The organism is Halomonas sp. McH1-25 (assembly GCF_022348165.1).
Lineage (GTDB): Bacteria > Pseudomonadota > Gammaproteobacteria > Pseudomonadales > Halomonadaceae > Modicisalibacter.
Map to the genome: position 1 here is coordinate 19,471 of NZ_JAKRFI010000005.1, position 22,763 is coordinate 42,233.

Consider the following 22,763-nt stretch of genomic DNA (forward strand, 5'->3'; position numbering starts at 1 on the left):
TTTTCAGGCCTCTACGCTGTGTTGGGGCAGTGTATGGGGCATGTTGGAAATGCATTCTTAGGGAGCACCGGGCAGGAACAGGTTCTGGTAATGAGGAACCAGCACCTCGTCGATACCATACAGAATACCGTTACTCGTGTGCATGGCTGGCACCACGACATTGACCTCGTTGGCCATCAACTGGCCATCCTTACGTTCGATATAAATCTGCTGCGTCAGCGCCTGGACATGGCTGGCCTGACCCGCTTCGTCCTTAGGGATCCGTCCGGGCACGATATGGTAGCGAAGCAGCTTTTTCAGTTCGGCGACATGCCCCGGCCCGAACAGGATGTCCCGCTTGTCCCTAGGCATACGGGCAAAGGCCTCGTCGGTAGGCGCAAAGATCGTAAAGGGGCCCGTCCCCTCTATCTCGGCAAGCACGTCGGTATTTTCCAATGCCTCCAGGTAGACCTCGAAGCGCTCGGACTGCCGGAGGGAAGCGACCAAGTCATCGTTCTTGGCGTTTGCCTGCATGGCCATCACGCAGCAAGGGAGCAGCAGGAATAATGGCGTTATCTTTCGCAACAACAGCACCGTTTCATGGCTTTTCGAAGCGCGGGTCGCTCAACCGGAACACTGGCAGACTGTCAGTGCAATCCCGTTGCGGATTCGATCCGAACTCAAGGTTCAGGATAGCCCTCTGGGCGAGAATCCTGCACGGACGTGACGTCGCAACCAGAGGCCTACCTATACACCGTTTAGTCGTACTTGCTCCACTGGTTACTGCCCTTGGGTACAGCGCCCTTGACTTCCTTGCTACGCATACTGCTAACTTCCTGACTCTTCTTTTCCGCCTCTTCCATGCTCATGGCCGTTTGCTGCGGCTGTTGATCGCGAAGTCCGTTAGTCTCCCTCACGGCCTGTTTCGGGTCGTCGATGTACTGCCAGGGCTCGCCTAGCAACGGGCTAGCGCCTTCATTCCAAGGGCCACGCGCATCTTCGCCCTGGGACATGTTGAAATAGAGGTTGGTATAGCGCGGATCGCCCTGAACCACGCCCGGTGGGAAATTGGGTTCCAGAGTCGCTAGTGCCGCTTCGAACATCTGATGGTGAGCCACTTCGCGAGTCATCAGGAATTTGAGAGTCTCCTTGACCTCTGGATCGTCGGTAAACTGCATGAGGTACTCGTAAGTGATCTTGGCGCGGGACTCCGCGGCAATGTCCGAGCGTAGATCGACGGTCAGCTCACCATTGGCATCGACATAGTAACCGCTCCATGGCACGCCCTGGCTATTGGTAACGGCCGGGCTGCCGCCGCTGACACCCAGGAACAGTGGATTGGTCATTGCATCGTGGATCAGGTTTTCCTTGCCCGCCTTGCCCGTGACCATCTGCATGATTTCCGATTTCTCGGAGATGTCCTTGAGTTCGCCATTCACGCCATTCATCAGCATTTGGATTGTGGCGCCGACGATTTCCAAATGACTGAATTCCTCAGTCGCAATATCCATCAGCATGTCATACTTTTCCGGATAAGGCTGACGGGCTGCGAATGCTTGTGTAAAGTACTGCATGGCGGCTTTCAGTTCACCATTGACTCCCCCGAATTGCTCTAGAAGAAGGCTGGCAAACTTAGGATCGGGCTTTGATACGCGCGCGTTAAACTGCAGTTCCTTCGCATGGTAGAACATGGTCATCTCCTTAGTTATATATAGCCGGGCACTACATTGACCTGCCCAGCCCCACCAACATAGGCAGCCAAAGCGAGCAACTCAAAGTTTTTATTGTTACGACCACGAAGTGCTTAACAAAAAAATAGTATAACTAACAAAGGCGCTTATACCCAATTCCGTTAAACTGACCATTACTTATTTAACGAAAACTCACCAACTGTCGCCCAACGCGAACAAAGAACACAACGACAACCATCCTTGAACTACAAAAATTACCATACGCATACGTTGTTAAATCATATATCTAACGTTCAATGAAACTATAACGCTTGACCGCACGCCACCCCCGACGACCAGGCCCACTGAAAATTGTGCCCGCCCAACTCTCCCGTGACGTCGAGCACTTCCCCGATGAAGCGAAGCTGCGGCAGCGTCTTGACTTCAAAGGTCCGCGAAGAAATGGCCGCCGTGTCGACCCCGCCCAGGGTCACTTCGGCCGTGCGCCAGCCTTCGGTACCTGCTGGCTTGACACGCCATTGGCCGAGTCGCTCGCTCCATGCCTCGAGCTGCCTGTTGGATTGCTCGGCAAGGACGCCGTCATTGCCGTGCCATTCGATCAGGGCCTGGACCAGACGCTTGGGCAGCCGCTCCGCCAACCACGTGGAGAGCTGACGTTTGGGCGTGTCGTGACGCGCTTGTGTCAACGCAGCATAGACATCGATGCCGGGCAGCAGATCGATGACGAGTTCATCGCCGGGTAGCCAGTGGCTGGATGCCTGCAGCATTGCCGGTCCCGAAAGCCCCCGGTGGGTAAACAGCATCGGCTCACGATAACGCCCTGCATTACAGCCGACCTCCACCGGACAGGCGACGCCGGAAAGCGCCGCGGCGCGCGCTTTCCACTGCGACGTCAGGGTGAACGGCACCAGCGCCGCCCGGGTCTCGGTCACGCTCAGGCCGAACTGACGGGCAATGTCGTAACCGAAGCCGGTAGCGCCCATGGTGGGGATGGACAGCCCGCCCGTGGCCACGACCACGACACCGGCATCGATGCGTCCGCCCGTGGTTGTCAGGCGCATGCCTTCGCCCTGACGCTCGATCCGCTCGATCCGCGTATCGAGACGGATCTCGACACCTGCCCAGTCGCACTCGGTCAACAGCATATCGAGAATCGGGCGTGACGAATCGGCGCAGAACAACTGGCCGGGCGCCTTTTCCACCGGTTCGACTCCGTGGCGTTCGACCAGCTCGAGAAAATGCTCCGGGCGGTAACGCTTGAGCGCGGAGATACAGAAATGCGGATTGGCGGAAAAGAAATTGCCCGGCCCGGTGTTCATGTTGGTGAAGTTGCAGCGACCGCCACCGGACATGAGGATCTTTCTGCCGGGCTTGCTGGCATGGTCGAGCACCAGCGTGCGCCGCCCGGCGTAGCCGGCCGTCAGTGCGCACATCAAGCCGGCCGCGCCAGCACCAATAATCACCACGTCGGGGTTGCGAGTCATTGCCTGTTCCGGATTCGATCTCATCGGCCGGGCATTCTACCAGCCATCGCCCGGGCGGGAATGCTTCCACCACGTTTCGCCAGCAAGACTGAGAAAGTTGGCATTTTACGCTATCAACCAACGTCCCAGAGGCCGATAATCGGGCCATTGAACGCCTCCCGACCAAGAAGACGCCATGACCGGACGACTCCGCTTTACAGCGCCGCGCCTACCGGGTGCCATGGGACTGCTGCTCCTGTCCTTTCTGCTTGTGCAAACCAGCCAGGCGGCCGAGCCGACGCCGGTCATCGCCGCTAACGCCGAGCAGCGCAACTGGAGCACACCACTGGAGGCGCTGGGCACGCTGCGCGCCGACGAAAGCGTGACATTGTCGGCGACCGTCACGGAAATCGTCTCGGCGATCAATTTCGAGGACAACGAACGCGTCGAGGCTGGCGAGTTGCTCATACGTCTCGACGATAACGAAGTCCAGGCGGAGCTACGTGCCGCCCAGGCAACACGGCTCGAACGCAATAACGTGCTGCAACGTTCTACCCAATTGCAATCGCGCAACATGGCGCCGCGTGCCGATGTCGAGGATAACCGGGCGCGCCTGCAACAGATCGACGCCCAAATAGAAGCCATTCGCGCCCAACTGGCCGATTACCATATCAAGGCCCCCTTCGACGGCGTGGTCGGCTTTCGCGATATCAGCCAAGGCGCCCTGGTCACGCCGGGCATGGACCTGGTCACACTCGACAAGCTGGACACGATGAAACTCGACTTCAGCGTGCCTGCCGTTTACCTGTCCGCCTTGCGCAAGGGGCTACCACTAACGGCAACCACAGCCAGCTATCCCGAGACGACCTTCATGGGTCACATCAGTAGCCTCGGGACCCGTGTCGACCCGGTGACCCGTACGATCGCGGTGCGAGCCAGCCTGCCCAATCCGGAGCTGCTCCTGCGTCCCGGCATGCTCATGGAAGTCACGCTCGAGCGTGAGCCTCGCCAGGCCCTGGTATTGCCCGAGGAAGCGTTGATCGCCAGCGGCAACCAGCAATACGTATTGACCATCGACGCAACCAACGGCAACCTCGTGCAGCGTCGCCAGGTGACGCTGGGAGAGCGCCGCGCGGGGGTCGTGGAAATTACCGCTGGACTTGACCCAGGCGATCTGGTGGTTAGCCACGGCGTGCAGCAGGTGCGCGAAGGCGATCGTGTCAGCATCTTGGGTATCGACGACGGCAGTGTCGATGTCTCCGAATTGCTCCGGCGCAGCCGCACTGCCCCGCCAGAGGCAGACGCCTGATGCGCTTGTCCGACATTTCGATCCAGCGCCCGGTGCTTGCCACGGTCTTTTCGCTGTTGTTGATCGCCTTCGGTCTACTCGCCCTGGAGCGCCTTCCGCTGCAGGAATACCCCGCCATCGATCCGCCCATCGTCAGTATCGACACCAACTATCCTGGCGCCTCGGCCAGTGTGGTGGAGACCCGCGTCACTCAGGTCATCGAGGATCGCATTGCCGGCGTCGAGGGGATCCAGGTCATCGAGTCCTCCAGCGAAGACGGCCGCTCGAGCATCAATGTCGAATTTGCGTTATCGCGCGATATCGAGGCGGCTGCCAACGATATCCGTGATCGGATTTCCGGTTCGGCGGACAATCTGCCCGACGAGGCGGATCCGCCGGAAATCGAAAAGGCCGACAGCAGCGAAGACGTGGTGCTGTGGCTCAGCCTGTCGGGAGAACGCTATTCGATCTCCGAGCTGACCGACTACGCCAACCGCTATCTGGTCGATCGCTTTTCGGTACAGCCCGGTGTAGCTCGGGTTCGGGTCGGTGGCGACCAGGAATACGCCATGCGCATCTGGCTGGATCGCAATGCCCTGGCGGCGCGCAACCTCACCGTCGGCGATGTCGAGGATGCCCTGCGTGCCGAAAACGTCGAATTGCCTGCCGGTGCCATCGAATCCGAAGAGCGTCAGTTCGTGGCCCGCCTGCCGCGCAGTTTCGCCAATCCCGCGGATTTTAGCGCCCTGGCCATCGCCCAGGGCGATGACGGCTACTTGGTGCGACTTGCCGATGTCGCTGTCGTCGAGGTTGGCGCCGTAGAAACTCGGACTCTGTTTCGCGGCAATGGGACTCCCATGGTCGGGCTGGGAATGATGCGTCAATCTACCGCCAACGTGCTGGAAATCTCCCAGGCCATCAACGCCGAACTGGAACGCGTACAGCCCACGCTCCCTGATGGCATGACGCTGACCCTGCATTTCGATTCATCGGTGTTCGTCGCCGGCGCCGTGCGCGAAGTCATTACCACGCTGTTCGTGGCCATGGGACTGGTGGTCGTGGTGATCTTCCTGTTTCTCGGCAACCTGCGCACCACCCTGATTCCCGCCGTCACCGTACCGATCTCGATCATCGCCACCTTCATTGCCCTGGCGGTGTTCGGCTTCACGCTCAACCTGCTGACACTCCTTGCCCTGGTGTTGGCCATCGGGCTGATCGTCGACGATGCCATCGTGGTGCTAGAAAACATCCATCGTCGCATGCACGTGCATGGCGAGACGCCACTGGTCGCTGCCTATCGCGGCACACGACAGATCGGCTTCGCGGTCATCGCTACCACGCTGGTACTGATAGCCGTGTTCGTGCCACTGAGTTTCCTCCAGGGCGACATCGGCCGGCTGTTTTCCGAGTTCGCGCTGACCCTGGCCGCCGCCGTGGCGTTTTCCAGCCTGATCGCGCTGACCCTCGCGCCCATGCTGGCCTCCAAGCTGCTTTCCCGGCGCATGCAGGAGGGACGCCTGGCCCAAGTCGTCAATGCCCTGCTCGGCGTCAGCCAGCGAGGCTATCGTGCGCTCCTGCTTCGTGTGCTCAAGTTACGCCTGATCGTGGCGATCCTGTTTCTCGCCTTGGCCGGTGCCAGCGTCTGGTTCGCCGACCAGTTGCCCAACGAATACACCCCACGCGAGGATCGCGGCAATTTCTTCATTCTGGTCAACGGCCCGGAGGGAGCCACATTCGACTATATGCAGGATTACATGGACGAGATCGAGGCGCGCCTGTTGCCCATGCGCGAATCCGGGGAAGTCGACCGTATCCTGGTTCGCGCGCCACGCGGGTACGGCAACCTGGAAACGTTCAGCAGCGGTTTTGCCATCATCAACCTGACCGACTGGAGCGAACGCCGCGCTGCCTGGCCGATCATGGACGAGGTGCGCGATCGCCTGTCCGGTCTCCCCGGCGTTCGTACCATTCCGATCATGCGCCAAGGCTTCGGCGGTAACGTGGAAAAGCCCGTGCAGTTCGTGCTGGGAGGTGGCACCTACGAAGAGCTGGCCGAGTGGCGGGATGTCATGTTCGCGCACATCCGTGAGCACAATCCGCGCCTGACCGATCTCGACAGCGACTATCAGGAAACCCAGCCGCAGCTACGTATCGACATCGATTACGATCGCGCCGCCAGCCTGGGCGTCACCGTCACCGAGATCGGCCGAACGCTCGAAACCCTACTGGGAGGACGCAACGTCACGCGCTATGTCGATGACGGCGAAGAGTATGACGTCATCGTCGAAGGCGCTCGCACGGACCAGCGTAGCCCGAGGTCGCTCGAAAACATCCAGGTACGCTCGGCACGCAGCGGGGAGTTGATTCCTTTGGCCAGCCTGGTCACCCTCAGCGACTATGCCGGCGCCAGCGAGCTCAACCGTTTCAATCGCGTACGTGCCATCACGCTCGAAGCCGATCTGGCGGATGGCTACCCGCTAGGCGAGGCATTGAACTACCTGGAGCGTACCGCCGACGAAATTCTGCCTGCCGAGGCCCAGACCGACGTCAAGGGAGCATCACGAGACTACCGGGAGGCCAGCGGGGCGACGACCTTCCTGCTGATTCTGGGCGCGGTGGTCGTATTTCTGGTGCTGGCGGCTCAATTCGAGAGCTTCATTCACCCCTTCGTCATCATGCTGACGGTGCCGCTGGCCATGTGCGGCGCACTGTTCGGCCTTTGGCTGACGGGACAATCACTGAATATCTACAGTCAGGTTGGGCTGGTCATGCTGGTGGGGTTGGCCGCCAAGAACGGCATACTCATCGTTGAATTCGCCAATCAGTTGCGGGACCAGGGCCGGACCTTCCATGATGCGCTGGTAGAGGCTTCGGTGGCCCGCTTGCGTCCGATCCTGATGACCGCAGTCACGACCATGGCCGGGGCCGTCCCGTTGATCGTTTCGACCGGCGCCGGCGCGGAGACCCGTGCCGTCATCGGCCTGGTCATCCTGTTCGGTGTCGCCGCAGCGACGCTGTTCACCCTGATCGTAGTGCCGGTCGCCTATGACCTGCTGGCCCGCCACACCGGGTCGCCGGGCGATGTCAGCCGCCGCTTGGCCCAGGAAATGGAACCGCCGGGCAACGCCTCCGACCCGCAAAGCGGGCTGTCTCCACGTTAGCCAATCCGTAGCCTAATCGGGCGTTTATCGAAATGACACCGCATTATCGCCTACAATTGTCGTGGTTAGGTGACATCTAGACACTCGGCCTATCATCATGCCGCCATCTCGCGGACTATCGCGAGGCAACAGCCACCATTGCCGCTGTGCGTCTAGATGCGACAAAATTCACGGTCCACAAGGAGAACTCCACGTGGCAGAAAACTCACCCCACGACAACGACTCGTCACGCAGCGAAGAAAATAACGAGGGCATTCCCGCCCCTGAAGGGCCGGCCAATCTGATCGATACCGATTACGTGATCGGTCAGGACAACATCAGCTCCAGCAAGTTCGGCCTGGATTTCGACCTGCACGGCAAGGTCTTCACGATTTCGTCGCTGGTCATCCTGTTCTTCGTCATCATTACCCTGGCCCTGCAGGACCAGGTGGACCCGTTCTTCACCGGGCTGAGAAGTTGGCTGACGGGAAATCTGACCTGGTTCTTCCTGCTGGCTGCCAATATCTTCGTGATTCTGTCCGTCGTACTGATTTTCACTCCGTTGAGCAAGGTACGCCTGGGTGGCGCCCATGCCCGACCAGATTTCAGCTATGCGGGCTGGTTCGCGATGCTATTCGCCGCCGGCATGGGGATTGGTCTGATGTTCTATGGCGTCTCGGAGCCGCTGACGCATTTCGGTACGGCCCTGGGCGGCACCGAAATGGGCGAAAACGGGTTGCGCACCGACTGGGCGCCGCTGGGTGCCGCCGCCGGTAACGAAGAAGGCGCCATCTCGCTGGCCATGGCTGCAACCATTTTCCACTGGGGTCTGCACCCATGGGGCATCTACGCCGTCGTCGCTCTTGCCCTGGCGCTGTTCTCGTTCAACAAGGGCCTGCCGCTGACCATGCGCTCGATCTTCTACCCGGTACTGGGTGAGCGCATCTGGGGGTGGCCCGGCCATGTCATCGACATTCTCGCAGTGTTCGCCACCCTGTTCGGTCTGGCCACCTCGCTGGGTCTGGGCGCGTCACAGGCCTCCGCCGGACTCGGCTACCTGTTCGGCATCCCCAACAACACCGTTACCATGGTCGTGCTGATCATGGGCATCACCGCCGTGGCCCTGTTATCGGTCGTGGCCGGTGTCGACAAGGGCGTGCAGCGCCTGTCGCAGCTCAATATGGTGCTGGCTTTCCTGCTGCTGCTGTTCGTGATCGTCGTGGGTCCGACCCTGATGATCGCCACCGGCTTCTTCGAGTACCTGTGGTCGTACATCATCCATCTGCCGGCACTCTCCAATCCCTTCGGTCGCGAAGACGTCAACTTCAGCCAAGGCTGGACGGCCTTCTACTGGGCCTGGTGGGTCAGCTGGTCACCGTTCGTCGGCATGTTCATCGCCCGTGTCAGCCGCGGGCGCACGGTACGCGAATTCCTGATTGCCGTGCTGCTGGTACCGTCACTGGTATCGGTGCTGTGGATGACGGCGTTCGGCGGTACCGCCATCGAGCAGCTCCAGGGTGGCTTTGAGGAAGTCAGCAATGCGGCCCTTGAGCTACAACTGTTCGAGATGCTGGGGCAACTGCCCTGGACCGCGGTCACCTCTTTCGTGGGCATCATTCTGGTGATGGTGTTCTTCATCACCTCCTCGGACTCCGGCTCGCTGGTCATCGATGCCATCACCGCCGGTGGCAAGGTGGACGCTCCCAAGCCGCAGCGCGTCTTCTGGGCGCTGATCGAAGGGGCCATCGCCATTGCTTTGCTGTTGGGTGGCGGTTTGACCGGTCTGCAGGCCGCGGTCATCTCGACGGGGCTTCCCTTCACGCTAGTATTGCTATTTGCCTGCTATGCCATCATCCAGGGGCTGCGGAGCGAGCCCCGTACCGGTTAAGCTGGTTAGTTCCAATGCATGCGAAGGCGGCCTGAGGGCCGCCTTCTTCGTTTGCGCTCAAGCAATGGGTTTACACCCAGAGCGATTCGATAGGCGTCTGTGGGGAATGGTGATGGGCGATCTGCGCCTGCAGGAGTTCTGCCGTGGCCAACGCATCGGTCAGCGCATGATGCGAGGTGTACGCCGGCAGGCCATAACGGTCGCGACTGTCCTGCAAGCGAATCGAGGCCGGCGTCTTGCCCACCCAGGATGCCAGCTTGGCACGCCACGAATGGCGGTAGCGCTTCGCCTCCAGCGCCATGGTGTCGAGTATGGGGAAACGCAGCCCCTCTCCCAGCCTAGCCTCGAAGGCCGAGTCGATAAATGCCCGCTCCAGGCGATGGTAATGGGCCACGACCAGCCTGCCTGCCATCATCTCCAGCAGTTCATCGACAATGTCGTTCAGGTCGGGAGCCTGCTCGACTTCCGAGTGGGTAATGTGATGGTAGGTGATCGAGCTTTCGGTCAACGGCCGGGGCGGTTTCACTATCCAGTAGCGGCCGGCACCAGGCGTGATGCGCTGCAGGGTGAACGGCACCAGACCGATACTGACGATGGCATGCCGGCTGGCATCGAGTCCGGTGGTTTCCATATCCAGGGCCAGCAGTGGTGCATCGTCGATTGACGACCCCGGGGCTGGGCAGCCGGCCGAGAAGTAGCGCTGCAGACGCGGATCGCGCGCCGTTGCGGCGCGCTCGGCCAAGTAATCCGGCCAATTGCGATGTGGCGAGTTATCAAGACGAAACGACAGCATAGGGACTAGCGTGACCGGGACATGGGATAACGGAACCCCAGGAATTTCTGCGCATTGCTCAGTACGAGAAAGGCCTCCTTGAGATTGTGCCGTTCTTCGGACGAGACGTTTTCCGGCTCGATATTGTTGTCGGGGGTGCGTTCCGCTTCGATATCCAACGCCTGGTGGCGAATGCGCACCATGGAAATGAACTCCAAGGCATAGCGTATACGCTCCCCGCTTCCCTCCGGCAATAGCTGGGTCTCGGCGATATCGTCGAGGCGCGCGAAGGAATTCTGCGCACGCGATCCGCACGCCAGGGCATGGACGCGGATCAAATCGACCATCGGTGCGGTACCGCGTCGCTTGAGGTTGATGGAGTTCTTCTGCTCTCCCGTATTCTCCATCACGAAACCGCGAAAGAAGCCCAGCGGCGGCTTGCGATTGAGCGCATTACGCGCCATGGCCGCCAAGAACGTGGGGCTTTGCGCCGCCTGTTCCGCCACAAGATCCTGCAACTGTTCGACGAATGCTTCTTCGCCATGCACAGCGTCCAGGTCGAAAAAGATGGAGCTGTCGAGCAGCGCCTGTGGATCGGGACGGGCAATCCAGTCGCTGAAATAGCCTTTCCACACGGCCAAGGGCTGGCGCCAACGCGGATTGGTGGCCATGATATTGCCCTTGCAATAGCTATAACCACAGGCCGCCAACCCGTCACTGACGTGCTTCGCCAGCGCGGCGAAATAGTCATCGTGACGCTCGGCATCGAAGCGATCGTCAAGCACCAGTGCATTGTCCTGGTCGCTGACGATGACTTGTTCGTTACGCGCCATGGAGCCGAGTGCCATGAAGCAATAAGGCACCGGTGGCGGGCCCAACGCCTCTTCGGCGAGTTCCAGCAGCCGGCGGGTAAAACTGCGGCCAATGGTGGATAGTGCACTGCCGATCATTCGCGAGTCGGCGCCCTCGCTCACCATGCGCACGAAGGCTGCGCGCACGTCTGCACTCAGCTGGGCCAGCCCCTTGTCGTTCGTCTGGTTGAAGATGTTATTGACCAGATAGAGGCTGCTGTTGGTTTCGTAACGCACGATATCCGATAGGTGAAGTACGCCGATGGGGTAACGACGATGCAACACCGGCAGGTGATGAATGTTGTTGCGCAGCATGCACAACATGGCCTCGTGAATCGACTCATCGGACTGAATGGTGCGTGGCGGGCGACTGACGATCTCGACGACGGGAAGCTCTGCCGGCAAACCGGCTGCCAACACTCGATTGCGAAAATCGACATCGGTGAGGATGCCTATCAGCGTCCAGTTCATCCCCTGGCTGTCGGTAAACGTGTGCCGCGCCTCGACATCATCGGCGTTCGTAGAAGCTTCGTAGATCAGCGCCGAGGTGACGTTCTCCTCACGCATGCGACGCGCCGCTTCCTGGACCGAGGCCGTGGCTTCGATCATCACTGGACGTCGGGTGATGAGCTTGCGCACCCGAGTGATCATCATGTCGTTGCTCTGGCGATACTGCTCGACGGTAGCTTCTAGCCGCGGACGCTCCAGCTCGACGAAATCGGCGAAGTTGTCGTCCTGTTCGCACAGGCGCCGGAATACCTCGGCGGGTATGAAGTAGAGCAGCGTATCTTCGATGGCCCGCGACGGGAACCGCACCGGATGATTGCGCAATAGACTGAACTGCCCGAAGATATCGCCTTCGCCCAGCCGGTTGTAGAGTTCCCCATTACGCCGATAGATTTCTACCGCCCCTTGGCGGATGTAGCACAGCTCATCGATCGCCTGGCCATAGTGATAGATGTCGGCTCCCGCCTTGAAATAGGCAATCTCGACATGCTGTGCCACGTCGTCGAGCAGTTCGTCCGAGAGCGTATCAAAGGGCGCAAAACGGCCCATGTGTTCACGCACTTCCAGTAATTCGACACTCATGCCCAGGGCGCCCTCTCGCTACCTGTTCCTTTGGATATTGCTTTTTCGATAGCGCCCCGACTCACGGCTCTTGCACATCTCGTCTTCAATTCACCGGAAACGCTACCGTACTCAACAATGCCAGTTCACTCTGTCGCGAGTCGAGCCGCGAATGTTGCACGACGATAGGTACGTTCGACTCGATGACGCTGGCAAAGTCGGTATCGCGCGGTACCGGCTCGGGATCGTCCAGATCATTGAAACGCACATGACGCGTGCGCCGTGCCGGCACGTCGATGCTATAAGGGCCGACCGGATCGCGATCGGCGAAGTACAACGTAATCTGCACCTTGGCCGTTTCTTGCGAGGCATTGAGGATACAGGCCGTTTCGTGACTGGTCATCTGCGGCGCAGGGCCATTGCTCTCGCCGGGGATATGGCCCTCGGCGATGGCCCAGCAGGTCCGCCCTACGGAAGAATTCATCAGTGCTTCCCTTGTGTGAGGTTTAGTGGCGCGACAGGGCCAAAGGGTCGTCGTCATAGCGGTGCCGATCGTGACGCCGCTGCTGGGTCGCACAAAACGCTACGCCGGCAAGGATTGCAGCCCCTGCCATCAGGCCCAGCTTGGTGCGATTGGTGGTCATCCACAGCTGACAGCTAGCGTCGTGGGATTCGCTGCTGAAACGCCCGCGTGCGCCCAAGTCGCCCTTGACCGTCTGCCACAGATTGTCGGCTCGATCGGGGTCTTCCCTTTCTGGCGTCTGTTGGCCGCTGACCGCCGTCTTGGCCAGGAAGCGATCCATCAATCCCGGCGCCAGCTTGTTGCCCCAAATGGTCAGCACCGAGGACATGCCGACATACACCTGACGCCGCCGCTGATGCGCTGCCCAATAGACGGCACGCGCCCCCACCTCGGGCTGGTAGACGGGGGCCACGGGGCGGGCACGCTGGGGCAGATGGCTCCTGCACCAGTCGAACTGTGGCGTATTGAGCCCGGGCATTTCGACGAGGGTGACATGCACATCGCTGCCCTCGTTCATCAGCTCACAGCGCAGCCCCTCGGTCATACCCTTGATGGCGTGCTTGGCGCCGCAATAGGCGGTCTGCAGCGGGATCGGGCGATAGGCCAGCGCCGAGCCAATCTGCACGATAGTGCCATGGTTGCGAGGCCGCATGCGTTTGAGTGCCGCCATGGTACCGTGCACGTAGCCCATATAGGTGACGTCATTCACCCGCTTGAACTCTTCCGGACTCATTTCGTGCAGCGGTGAAAATACCGTCGTCATCGCGCCATTGACCCAGATATCGATGGGACCAAGTTGTCGCTCGATGAGTTCGGCCGCCGCTTCGACCTGGTCGGCATACGCCATGTCCGCACTCACCGTGACGGCTCTGCCACCCAGGGCTTCGACTTCGCTCTTGGCCGCCTCGAGGCGGCGCTGGTTACGCGAAATCAAGCCCAGCGATGCGCCATGCCGGGCGAATTCACGAGCCACTGCGCGGGCCAGGCCGGCACCGGCGCCGGTGATCACTACGACTTCCTGACGTTTTTCCATGTCGTTCACCTCCTTCCGTGATATGTCGATTATCTGCGCTTCTGCTGACGCCGCCGATTGGCTCCCCATAGCAATACGCCGCCGGCAATCACGGCACCGGCCAGCGTGGCGGCACGCCGATTGGCCTGACGCTGTGCCCGGGCCCGACGCTGGACAATGTCGCGTTCCGGTGTTCCTTCGGCAAACGTGGCGCGAGGACGATCCATTGCCATACGCAGCACCTCGGCAATATGCAGCGCACGACGATCTGTCGTTTCGGCAATCTGTTCACGACAGCTGAAACCATCGGTAATGATCAAGGTGTCTTCATCGGCGTCGCGAACCTGGGGTAACAGCACCCGCTCGCCGGCTCCGATGGAGACAGCGTATTTTTCCCGCTCGAAGCCGAACGAGCCGGACATCCCGCAACAACCGGAATCGAGGATCTCGTAATCCAGCCCCATCTTTTGCATCAGCGCCTGCTCGGCATCCAGGTGCATGATCGCCTTGTGATGACAATGACCGTGCACCAGCGCCTTGCATTCGAATCTTGGCGGTTGGTAGTTCTCGGCCCGGTTCACCAGGAAGTCGCTGAGCATCATGCTGTTATCGTGCAGCCGCCTGGCCCGGGCATCATCGGGAAACAGGTTGGTCAATTCATCGCGGAAAACCGAGATGCACGACGGTTCGAGCCCGACGATCGGCATGTCGGCCTCGATAGCCCCGCCCAGAGTCGTCATCACCTGCTCGAGATAGGCCTTGGCATTGTCGAGCATGCCGAAATCGTAAAATGGCCGGCCGCAACACAGCCCCTCGGGAGGGATGACTACCCGATAGCCGGCGGCTTCCAGTACCTCGGTCGCCGCCTGGGCGGTGTCCGGATAGAAATGGTTGCTGAACGTGTCCGCCCATAGCATGACCGGTGAGGCATGCTCGTTGACGATGGGGCGCTCGGCAAACCAGGCCTTGAAGGTCTGCGGCGCATAGACCGGCGCCTTGCGCTGCTGGGGCATGGACACTACCTGCTTGGTGACGTTGCGCAGCAGCGGCGTCTGGGTCACGAAGTTGGTCAGCGCCGGCACCTTCGATGCCAATCGAGACCAGCGGTCGATGAAGCCGAAGGCATAGTGGAACAGCGGCCGGCGATGCGCTCCCTTGCCGTAATAATGCGACAGGAACTCCGCCTTGTAGGTGGCCATGTCGACGTTGACCGGACAGTCGTTCTTGCAGCCCTTGCAGGCCAGGCACAGGTCCAGCGACTCGCGGACTTCCTCCGATTGCCAGCCATCCTTGATGACGTCGCCGTTCATCATTTCGAACAGCAGGCGCGCACGGCCGCGCGTGGTGTGTTTCTCCTCTCGGGTAACCATATAGCTCGGGCACATGGTGCCGTCGTCGCTGCGGCACTTGCCGACACCGACGCAACGGAACGCCACCCGGGCGAAACTGCGCTTGTCATCGGGGAACTTGAACGTGGTCTCGACCTGGTGCGGCTCGTAATGGATCAGGCGCAGATTCTCGTCGAGCCGGTAAGGGTCGATGACCTTACCCGGGTTCATCTTCCACTGCGGATCCCAGATGCGCTTGAACTCGCGAAACGCCTCGATCAGTTCCGGCCCGTACATGCGCTCCAGCAGCTCGCCCCGCGCCTGGCCATCACCATGCTCGCCGGATAGCGAACCGCCATAGGAAACCACCAGGTCGGCGGCCTCCTCGGCGAAGCGGCGATACTTTTCGACGCCCTCCTCCGATTGCAGATCGAAATTGATGCGTGAATGGATGCAGCCCTGGCCGAAGTGGCCATACATGGAACCCACATAGCCATACTTCTGGTACAGATCCTTCAGATCGCGAACGTAGTCGCCCACCTTGTCGGGCGGTACCGCGGAGTCCTCCCACCCCGGCCAGTGGGGATCCTGCTCCGGGGGCGGAAACGCCGTTGCCCCCAGGCCCGCCTTGCGTACCGCCCAGATACTCCCGGCTTTTTCCTTGTCATCGACGATCTGATAGTCGACGATTTTGCTGGAAGCCTTCTTGAGCTTGCCGATCAAGTGTCGGGCCTGAGCACAGGTATCCTCGGAATCCTCGCCACCGAACTCTACTATCAGGTAGGCGCCCCCATCGGGCAATTGGCCCAGGGTTTCTTCATGCATGTGCTGCTTGGCTTCATTTTCATACAAACGCTCGTCGATGGCTTCCAGGCCAATGGGCCCCGACTCGATGATCAACGGGACGTGATCGCCCGCCTCTTCGATATTGTTGAACCCCACCACCATCAGCGTGCGATGCTTGACGTTATCGGTCAGCTTGAGCGTGGCATGCAGCACGGTCATGCAGGTGCCTTCGGTCCCGCATAACGCACTGGCCAGATTGAAGCCCCGCTCCGGCAACAGGTCGTCCAGGTTGTAGCCGGACACCCGGCGCGGCATATGTTCGTTCTGCGGATAGTACTGCCGAATACGCTCGGCATATGTGTCGCGCAGGTTCTTCAGCTTGAGGAATATCTCGCCCTGGCGCCCGCCCGCCGCAATGATCTCGTCGATTTCCCGCTCGCTGTAGCCATCCTTGAGCGTCATGCGCACCCCATCGTAGGTCAGGATGTCCAGCGCATGAACATTGTCGCAAGTCCGCGGGCCGTGCCCATAGCACTGTGCTTGCACGGAATGGATACCGCAGGAGTTGTTGCCGACGTTACCGCCGATGGTGCACCACTCGTGGGTCGACGGGTCGGGAGGGAACACCAGGTCGTACTTGCCCAGCGCCTGGTTGACCTTGTCGTTGATCGCCCCACCCTGCACGGTGACGCGCTTGTTGGCAGTATCGATGTCGACGATGCTATCGAGGTACTTGGAGTGGTCAATGACCACGGCATGGTTGACCGTTTCCCCCGATAGACTGGTGCCCCCGCCGCGGGACAGGATCGGTACGCCATGGGCATGACAGATGCGGTGAATGGCGAGGATGTCATCCACCGTTCGAGGTATCGTCACACCGATGGGTGGTTGCCGATAGTTGGAAGCATCGTTGGCGTATAGAGCGCGACTACCGGCATCGAAACGAACCTCTCCCTCGATGGCCTCCTCGAGTTCACGAACCAGGTTACGGTAATCCGCCAGATCGTCCTGGGACGATACGTGCGATGTGCTAGTCGTCAGATCGTTCATCGCCGTTTCCTTGCGATTGCGTCCGTCTTCCTTTCGATAAGTGACAGGCTTGCTGCCTGTCATAACCGGTAGCGCTCTGCCTCCTGTCGCCTGAATGTCAGCCCCAGGCCGGGCAGGGAGAGGTCGGGCTCGAGCATGCCAGCGACTGGCACGACCGGCCCGTCGAAGAACATCGCTTCGATACGGGCATGGTCATGGAAATACTCCAGATGGCGCAGCGGCGTGACGCAGCACCCCGGATGCATGTGCAGCGCCGGCGCCGTGTGCGACGACAGAGGTACCTGATGAGCGTCGCAAAGCACGGCAACGTCCATGAACCCGGTGATACCGCCACAGCGGGTCAGATCGGCCTGCAGTACGTCTACGGCACCGGCCTCGAGCATGCGGCGGAAGTACGGCAGGTCGAAACCGTACTCGCCGGCCGATATCTCGATACTACTCGGAGCGCGATCGCGCAGCAGACGCAGTCCGTCCAGATCGTCCGAGGTCACGGGCTCCTCGTACCAGGTCACGTCATACGCCTGGAAGGCCTCGGCCATGGCCAAGGCCTGCTTGCGTGCATAGGCGCCATTGGCATCGACGTATAGTTCGCTGGCGGGGCCGATCGCATCACGGGCCAGACGTATCCTTTCAAGGTCACGTTCGGGCTCGCGGCCAATTTTCATTTTGGCCCGTGGGATACCTTCATCGACCCAACGCATCAACTGATCGGTAAGCTGCTCGTTAGCGTAGGACGTGAAGCCCCCGCTACCATAAACCGGCGCTGCCGGGCGCATCGCGCCCAACAGCGACACCAAGGGCAAATCCATCAGTCGCGCCTTGAGGTCCCACATCGCCACATCGACGGCCGAAATGGCCATCGAAGCGATGCCGGGCCGCCCCAGGTTGCGGATCGCCTCGACCATTGCCAACCACCCTCCGCGCACCGCCAACGCGTCGCGCCCTTCGACGATGCCGGCGAGCTTGTCCCGAATCAGCGTGGCACAGGCCTGATGGGCATAAGTGTAACCAAGCCCGGTCTTGCCGCCGGCCTGGAGTTCGACCAACACCAGCGTGGTGGAATCCCAAGCCAGCGTGCCATCCGATTCCGGTGCATCGGTAGGCACCTCATAGGCCGACACGCTGACAGCCTCGATCGGAATGCGCTCGTCCATCGCTCCCCCTCGTCATTGCTTGCGGACCTTGGGAATGAATTCCCGCGCAAACTGCTTGAACGAGGCCTTGATGGTGCCCAGCGCATCCGGGTCGCCATGCAATAGCGCCGACATGTAGGCCTGAGCCTGCTCGCGCTTGATATGCGGCGGAATCGGCGGGATGTTGGGGTCGGTCTTCACTTCCAGCACCACCGGCCGGTCGGCATTCAAGGCGCGATCCCAGGCACCGGCCAACGCTTCGGACTCGGTGACCTTGATGCCCTTCAGGCCGATCAGCTCGGCATAGTCGGCATAAGGAAAGTCGGGGATATCCTGCGAGGCCTCGTACTTCGGATCGCCTTCCATGACGCGCATTTCCCAAGTCACCTGATTGAGGTCCTGGTTGTTGAGCACCATGATGATCAGGCGCGGATCGGACCAGCGTTGCCAGTACTTGGCGATAGTCACCAACTCGCTGTTGCCGTTCATCTGCATCGCGCCGTCGCCCACCATGGCAATCGCGACACGCTCGGGATAGGCGAACTTGGCGGCAATTGCGTAGGGAACGCCATTGCCCATGGTCGCCAGGCCACCAGATAGCGAGGCCATCATGCCGCGACGCAGCTTGAGATCTCGCGCATACCAATTGGCCGCCGAGCCGGAGTCGCTGGTCAGGATGCAGTTGTCGGGCAGCTTGGGCGAAAGCTCCCAGAACACGCGCTGGGGATTGACCGGATCGGCATCCGCCATGGCGCGTTCTTCGAGCACCTCCCACCACTGTGCCACGCTCTTCTCGATATGTTCGCGCCAGGAACGATCGGTCTTCTGCTTGAGATGCGGCAGCAGCGCCTGCAGGGTGGCGGCACTGTCTCCCACCAGGTTGACCTCCATGGGATAGCGCATGCTCACCTGGCGCCCGTCGATGTCGATCTGCACGCCGCGGGCTTGCCCTTCTTCAGGCAGGAACTCCGAATAGGGAAAGCCGGAACCGATCATCAGCAACGTGTCGCAGTTCGACATCATCTCCCAACTCGGATTGGTGCCGAGCAACCCGATGGAACCGGTGACGAAGGGCAGGTCGTCGGGTAACGCCGCACGTCCCAGCAGTGCCTTGGCCACCCCAGCACCCAGCTTTTCGGCAACCTGAATCACTTCGTCCGTGGCATTGAGTGCCCCGGCCCCAACCAGAATGGCTACACGCTCGCCTTCATTGAGCGTTTGAGCCGCGCGCCTCAGATCTTCTTCATGAGGTACCGTACGCGGCCGAGAGTAACCGACCCCGGAGTGGACCGTGCCATGCGCATGCGGTGGCTTTTCGACGGCAGGCTGAGACTGCAGATCGTTGGGAATGATGATTGCCGTCACGGTACGTTCGGACAACGCGATCCGAATGGCCCTGTCCACCAAATGGCGAATCTGTCCCGGACTGGTCGCCATATGCACGTACTCATGGGCCACGTCCTTGAACAGCGAGACCAAGTCGACTTCCTGCTGATACTCGCCACCCATGGCAGCACGTGCCTGCTGCCCGACGATGGCCACGACCGGCTGATGGTCCTTCTTGGCATCGTACAGGCCGTTGAGCAGGTGGATCGCGCCTGGACCGGAAGTGGCCGTACATATCCCCACTTCCCCCGTGAACTTGGCATGGGCGCAGGCCATGAAAGCGGCCATTTCCTCATGCCGCGTCTGAATGAACTCGAATTGATCGTCCGCCCGGTTCAATGCCCCCATGATGCCGTTGCTGCCGTCACCGGGGTAACCGTAAATACGCTTTATATTCCACTCGGATAACCGCTTGAGCAAAAAGTCACCGACTAGCTCGCTCATATCAAGCCTCCATGCCAGAACGCGGTCAGGCTGCAATTGCCTTAACCGATGTTATTAAATGAGGAACCCGTCAAAGGTATAGACCCCCAAAAGGAAGGTGGTCAATCGAGACCATGCTGCGCTTCGCTCATGTCTCGCTTGCCCTCCAGCTTGAATATCATTCTTGTAAAACATCGTTTGAACGAAACTTGTGCTTCCACAACGCCACTCAGGCTACATGGACGCCCAACGGCAGGCCGGTAAAAGTTTGTCTACGCTCTTGTTATTGGCATGATTGACCCATCGCCATAACTCGTAAACAACATTTAATTTACTTTTGTAAGCGTAATAATCCAGTAACAGGCAAATTATTCATCCTGTCATAGAGTGCGCTTAGTTTATGTCATCGGGACAAGGATAGTTGCATGCCGCACCATAAACGGATCGAAGACTATGGTTTTATTGGCAACATGCGTACTGCCGCCCTCGTCGATCGGGATGCGTCAATCGACTGGCTATGCCTGCCACGCTTCGACTCGGACGCCTGCTGTGCTGCACTAGTGGGTGAGCATGAGAACGGTTACTGGAAGATATGGCCCAGCCAATCCATCTGTGCCATTCGGCGGCGCTACGTGGGAGAAAGCCTGATTCTCGAAACCGAAGTCGAGACGCCGTCAGGGCGCGCTGCCATCATCGATTTCATGCCCCTTTCCCGGGAAAACGACAGTGTGGTGGATGTCATCCGTATCGTCGAAGGTCGCGAGGGCTGTGTCGACATGCGTATGGATGCAGCGTTCCGTTTCGGTTATGGACGCATCGCCCCTTGGGTGCGCATCCGCGAGCAAGGCATCACAGGCGTGGCCGGCCCCGACGGGATACGCCTGGAAACGCCAGTGCCGCTCGTCGAAGAAGATAACGATGTGCATGGCTCATTCACGGTCAGTGACGGTGAGCGCATTCCCTTCGTTCTGACCTGGTACCGTTCGTTCTGCGAGGAGCCTCCCACCCGCGATGCAGAGCAAGCCTTGAAAGACACGGCAGACTGGTGGACTGAGTGGAGTAGCCATTGCGAGATCGAAGACAAGTACCGCGAGCCCGTCGTACGGTCGTTGATCACGCTCAAGGCGCTTACCCATGTGGAAACGGGAGGCATGGTAGGCGCAGCGACGACCTCGCTTCCCGAGGAGGCAGGCGGCGGAAAGAACTGGGACTACCGTTTCACCTGGCTGCGTGATGCAACCTTTACCCTGTATGCCCTGCTCTCTTCAGGTTACCGGAGCGAAGCCTGTGCCTGGCGGGAATGGCTGCTACGCGCCGTTGCCGGTGACCCCAGCAAGCTACAGCCCATCTATGGCCTGGCCGGAGAGAGACGACTCTATGAACATGCGCTCGAGTGGCTGAACGGCTTCAACGGCAGCCAGCCGGTACGCATTGGCAACGATGCCTACCAGCAGCTTCAGTTGGATATCTTCGGCGAAGTGATGGATGGCCTGCATTTTGGCCGCGTCCACAATATCGAGCCCAACGAGGATATCTGGGCCATCCAATGCAAGCTGCTCGAATTCCTGGAGACCCACTGGCAAGAAAAAGGCATGAGCCTCTGGGAGCACCGCGGCCCGGCCCGCCATTACACGCATTCCAAGGTCATGTCATGGGTCGCAGTGGACCGTGCCATCAAGAGTGTCGAGGAGTTCGGTTTGGAGGGGGACATCGAACGTTGGCGTCAGCTTCGCCAGCAGATTCATGACGAAGTCTGCGCAAAAGGCTTCAACCCGGAGCGCAACGCTTTCGTACAGTATTACGGTGCCGAGGCCTTGGATGCGTCCCTGTTATTGATTCCCCAGGTCGGCTTTCTGCCCGCTGATGATCCTCGAATGGTAGGCACCATAGACGCTATCCAGCAGGAGCTCGTACACGATGGATTCGTGTATCGTTTTCAGAGTGAAAAGAAAGCGAAATGCGGGCTGACTGACGGTGAAGGGGCGTTCATGGTCTGCGGCTTCTGGCTCGTCGATGCCCTCGTCATGCTTGGCCGACAGGAAGAGGCGGAACAGATGTTCGACAAGCTTCTGGCGGTGAGAAACGACTTGGGACTGCTGGCCGAAGAGTATGATCCGATCCAGAAATGCCAGCTCGGCAACTTCCCTCAAGCCTTTTCACACGTGGGATTGATCAACAGCGCACATAACCTGAGCTGCTGCCAGAGAGGGGTCAAGGGACCGGCCGAGGAGCGCGGCGAGGAGTGACCCCCTCTCGTTTCCTCGTCGCCGATGCTACGCTTAAGCAAGCGTTCTACTGAGAGGCCGCTGCCATGCTTGAGTTGATTGTCGTCCCCTCACCGCACGTGGTCGCCTTCCGTGCCGCGGGCCGTGTCACGGCCGATGAGTTGCAGGTGGTCATCGATGCTATCGAAGACGCCAAGCGTCAGCATCCCAAGGTCAGCCTGTATGCCGAGATCGATGCCATGCGCTGGATGACCGCCACTGCTCTCATCCGCGATATTGGCTACGGCTTGACACAGATTGGCCAATTGGAGCATTTCCATCGCGTGGCGATCACTTCCAACCGTCTTTGGGTACGCCCTATCGCCATGCTGGAAAACCAGCTCTTCCACCCAGTCAAGATTCGGGTCTTCTCCAACCGGGAAAAGCAGGACGCCATGACGTGGATCTGTCAGCTTCCCGAGGCATTCGCAGGTCCGACTGCCAATCGTCCGAACGGCGATGGCGATGTACGCAAGACCGGATAACGCAACGGTCACTGACAGGAGGCGGCCGACCACGGAATCAGACCCCATTTTCCTATCGGGGCGTATCACAACGATCCCGCCCGAACGTGGAAGGGCATCGGCCAATGCCGTTACATTGGCCTGATGCGTCATCAATAATCGTGTCTCGTCCGCCTCCATCTCGAGTAGTTGCCGTTTGACGGACTGGGTCGGTCTCCTCGGCTTCTAGATCGGGCGACGAAAAAAGAGCTCAA

The 22,763-nt window shown here is 60.0% G+C and carries 15 protein-coding genes; 5 read left to right on the top strand and 10 right to left on the bottom strand.

All coding sequences use genetic code 11. The features are described 5' to 3' along the window. Nucleotides 1-57: 57 nt before the first annotated feature. The 3 genes from MHM84_RS13710 to MHM84_RS13720 form a co-directional block, all read right to left on the bottom strand. Complete coding sequence (locus MHM84_RS13710) at nucleotides 58-513, bottom strand: fasciclin domain-containing protein (RefSeq protein WP_239266926.1); 456 nt, start codon at nucleotides 511-513, stop codon at nucleotides 58-60. A 224-nt stretch (nucleotides 514-737) separates the two neighbouring features. Beyond that, nucleotides 738-1,670, bottom strand: coding sequence for a manganese catalase family protein (locus MHM84_RS13715; RefSeq protein ID WP_239266927.1), 933 nt, complete (start codon nucleotides 1,668-1,670; stop codon nucleotides 738-740). Nucleotides 1,671-1,972: 302 nt separating this feature from the next. Continuing rightward, complete coding sequence (locus MHM84_RS13720; protein ID WP_239266928.1) at nucleotides 1,973-3,154, bottom strand: NAD(P)/FAD-dependent oxidoreductase; 1,182 nt, start codon at nucleotides 3,152-3,154, stop codon at nucleotides 1,973-1,975. Nucleotides 3,155-3,329: 175 nt separating this feature from the next. On the opposite strand from MHM84_RS13720, the gene MHM84_RS13725 reads away from it, so the two are divergent. The 3 genes from MHM84_RS13725 to MHM84_RS13735 all read left to right on the top strand — a co-directional run bounded on the left by MHM84_RS13725 (nucleotide 3,330) and on the right by MHM84_RS13735 (nucleotide 9,449). Then, on the top strand, nucleotides 3,330-4,442 hold the full coding sequence (locus tag MHM84_RS13725) for an efflux RND transporter periplasmic adaptor subunit (RefSeq protein WP_239266929.1): 1,113 nt from the start codon (nucleotides 3,330-3,332) through the stop codon (nucleotides 4,440-4,442). Further along, nucleotides 4,442-7,582 (top strand): efflux RND transporter permease subunit, encoded by a 3,141-nt coding sequence (locus MHM84_RS13730; RefSeq protein ID WP_239266930.1) that lies wholly within the window; start codon nucleotides 4,442-4,444, stop codon nucleotides 7,580-7,582. Before MHM84_RS13725 ends, MHM84_RS13730 begins: the two co-directional genes overlap by 1 nt. 193 nt (nucleotides 7,583-7,775) lie before the next feature. Further along, on the top strand, nucleotides 7,776-9,449 hold the full coding sequence (locus MHM84_RS13735) for a BCCT family transporter (protein WP_239266931.1): 1,674 nt from the start codon (nucleotides 7,776-7,778) through the stop codon (nucleotides 9,447-9,449). Nucleotides 9,450-9,519: 70 nt separating this feature from the next. Here the strand turns inward: MHM84_RS13735 and MHM84_RS13740 are convergent, their stop codons facing one another. The 7 genes from MHM84_RS13740 to MHM84_RS13770 all read right to left on the bottom strand — a co-directional run bounded on the left by MHM84_RS13740 (nucleotide 9,520) and on the right by MHM84_RS13770 (nucleotide 19,802). Beyond that, nucleotides 9,520-10,242 (bottom strand): 3'-5' exonuclease, encoded by a 723-nt coding sequence (locus MHM84_RS13740; RefSeq protein WP_239266932.1) that lies wholly within the window; start codon nucleotides 10,240-10,242, stop codon nucleotides 9,520-9,522. Between the two features lie 5 nt (nucleotides 10,243-10,247). Continuing rightward, on the bottom strand, nucleotides 10,248-12,161 hold the full coding sequence (locus tag MHM84_RS13745) for a DUF294 nucleotidyltransferase-like domain-containing protein (protein WP_239266933.1): 1,914 nt from the start codon (nucleotides 12,159-12,161) through the stop codon (nucleotides 10,248-10,250). Nucleotides 12,162-12,246: 85 nt separating this feature from the next. Next, complete coding sequence (locus tag MHM84_RS13750) at nucleotides 12,247-12,624, bottom strand: sensory rhodopsin transducer (RefSeq protein WP_239266934.1); 378 nt, start codon at nucleotides 12,622-12,624, stop codon at nucleotides 12,247-12,249. Nucleotides 12,625-12,646: 22 nt separating this feature from the next. After that, nucleotides 12,647-13,696 (bottom strand): SDR family oxidoreductase, encoded by a 1,050-nt coding sequence (locus MHM84_RS13755; RefSeq protein WP_239266935.1) that lies wholly within the window; start codon nucleotides 13,694-13,696, stop codon nucleotides 12,647-12,649. 29 nt (nucleotides 13,697-13,725) lie between these two features. Then, nucleotides 13,726-16,839 (bottom strand): FAD-binding and (Fe-S)-binding domain-containing protein, encoded by a 3,114-nt coding sequence (locus tag MHM84_RS13760; RefSeq protein ID WP_239266936.1) that lies wholly within the window; start codon nucleotides 16,837-16,839, stop codon nucleotides 13,726-13,728. A 59-nt stretch (nucleotides 16,840-16,898) separates the two neighbouring features. Then, a complete protein-coding gene (locus tag MHM84_RS13765; RefSeq protein WP_239266937.1) occupies nucleotides 16,899-17,993 on the bottom strand; it encodes an enolase C-terminal domain-like protein in 1,095 nt (364 codons plus the stop codon). 12 nt (nucleotides 17,994-18,005) lie between these two features. Then, nucleotides 18,006-19,802 (bottom strand): thiamine pyrophosphate-requiring protein, encoded by a 1,797-nt coding sequence (locus tag MHM84_RS13770; protein WP_239266938.1) that lies wholly within the window; start codon nucleotides 19,800-19,802, stop codon nucleotides 18,006-18,008. A gap of 404 nt (nucleotides 19,803-20,206) precedes the next feature. Between MHM84_RS13770 and MHM84_RS13775 the strand changes: the two genes are divergently transcribed. Together MHM84_RS13775 and MHM84_RS13780 are read left to right on the top strand one after the other, a co-directional pair. After that, complete coding sequence (locus MHM84_RS13775) at nucleotides 20,207-22,027, top strand: glycoside hydrolase family 15 protein (RefSeq protein WP_239266939.1); 1,821 nt, start codon at nucleotides 20,207-20,209, stop codon at nucleotides 22,025-22,027. A gap of 65 nt (nucleotides 22,028-22,092) precedes the next feature. Further along, a complete protein-coding gene (locus tag MHM84_RS13780) occupies nucleotides 22,093-22,530 on the top strand; it encodes an STAS/SEC14 domain-containing protein (protein WP_239266940.1) in 438 nt (145 codons plus the stop codon). Nucleotides 22,531-22,763: the final 233 nt, after the last annotated feature.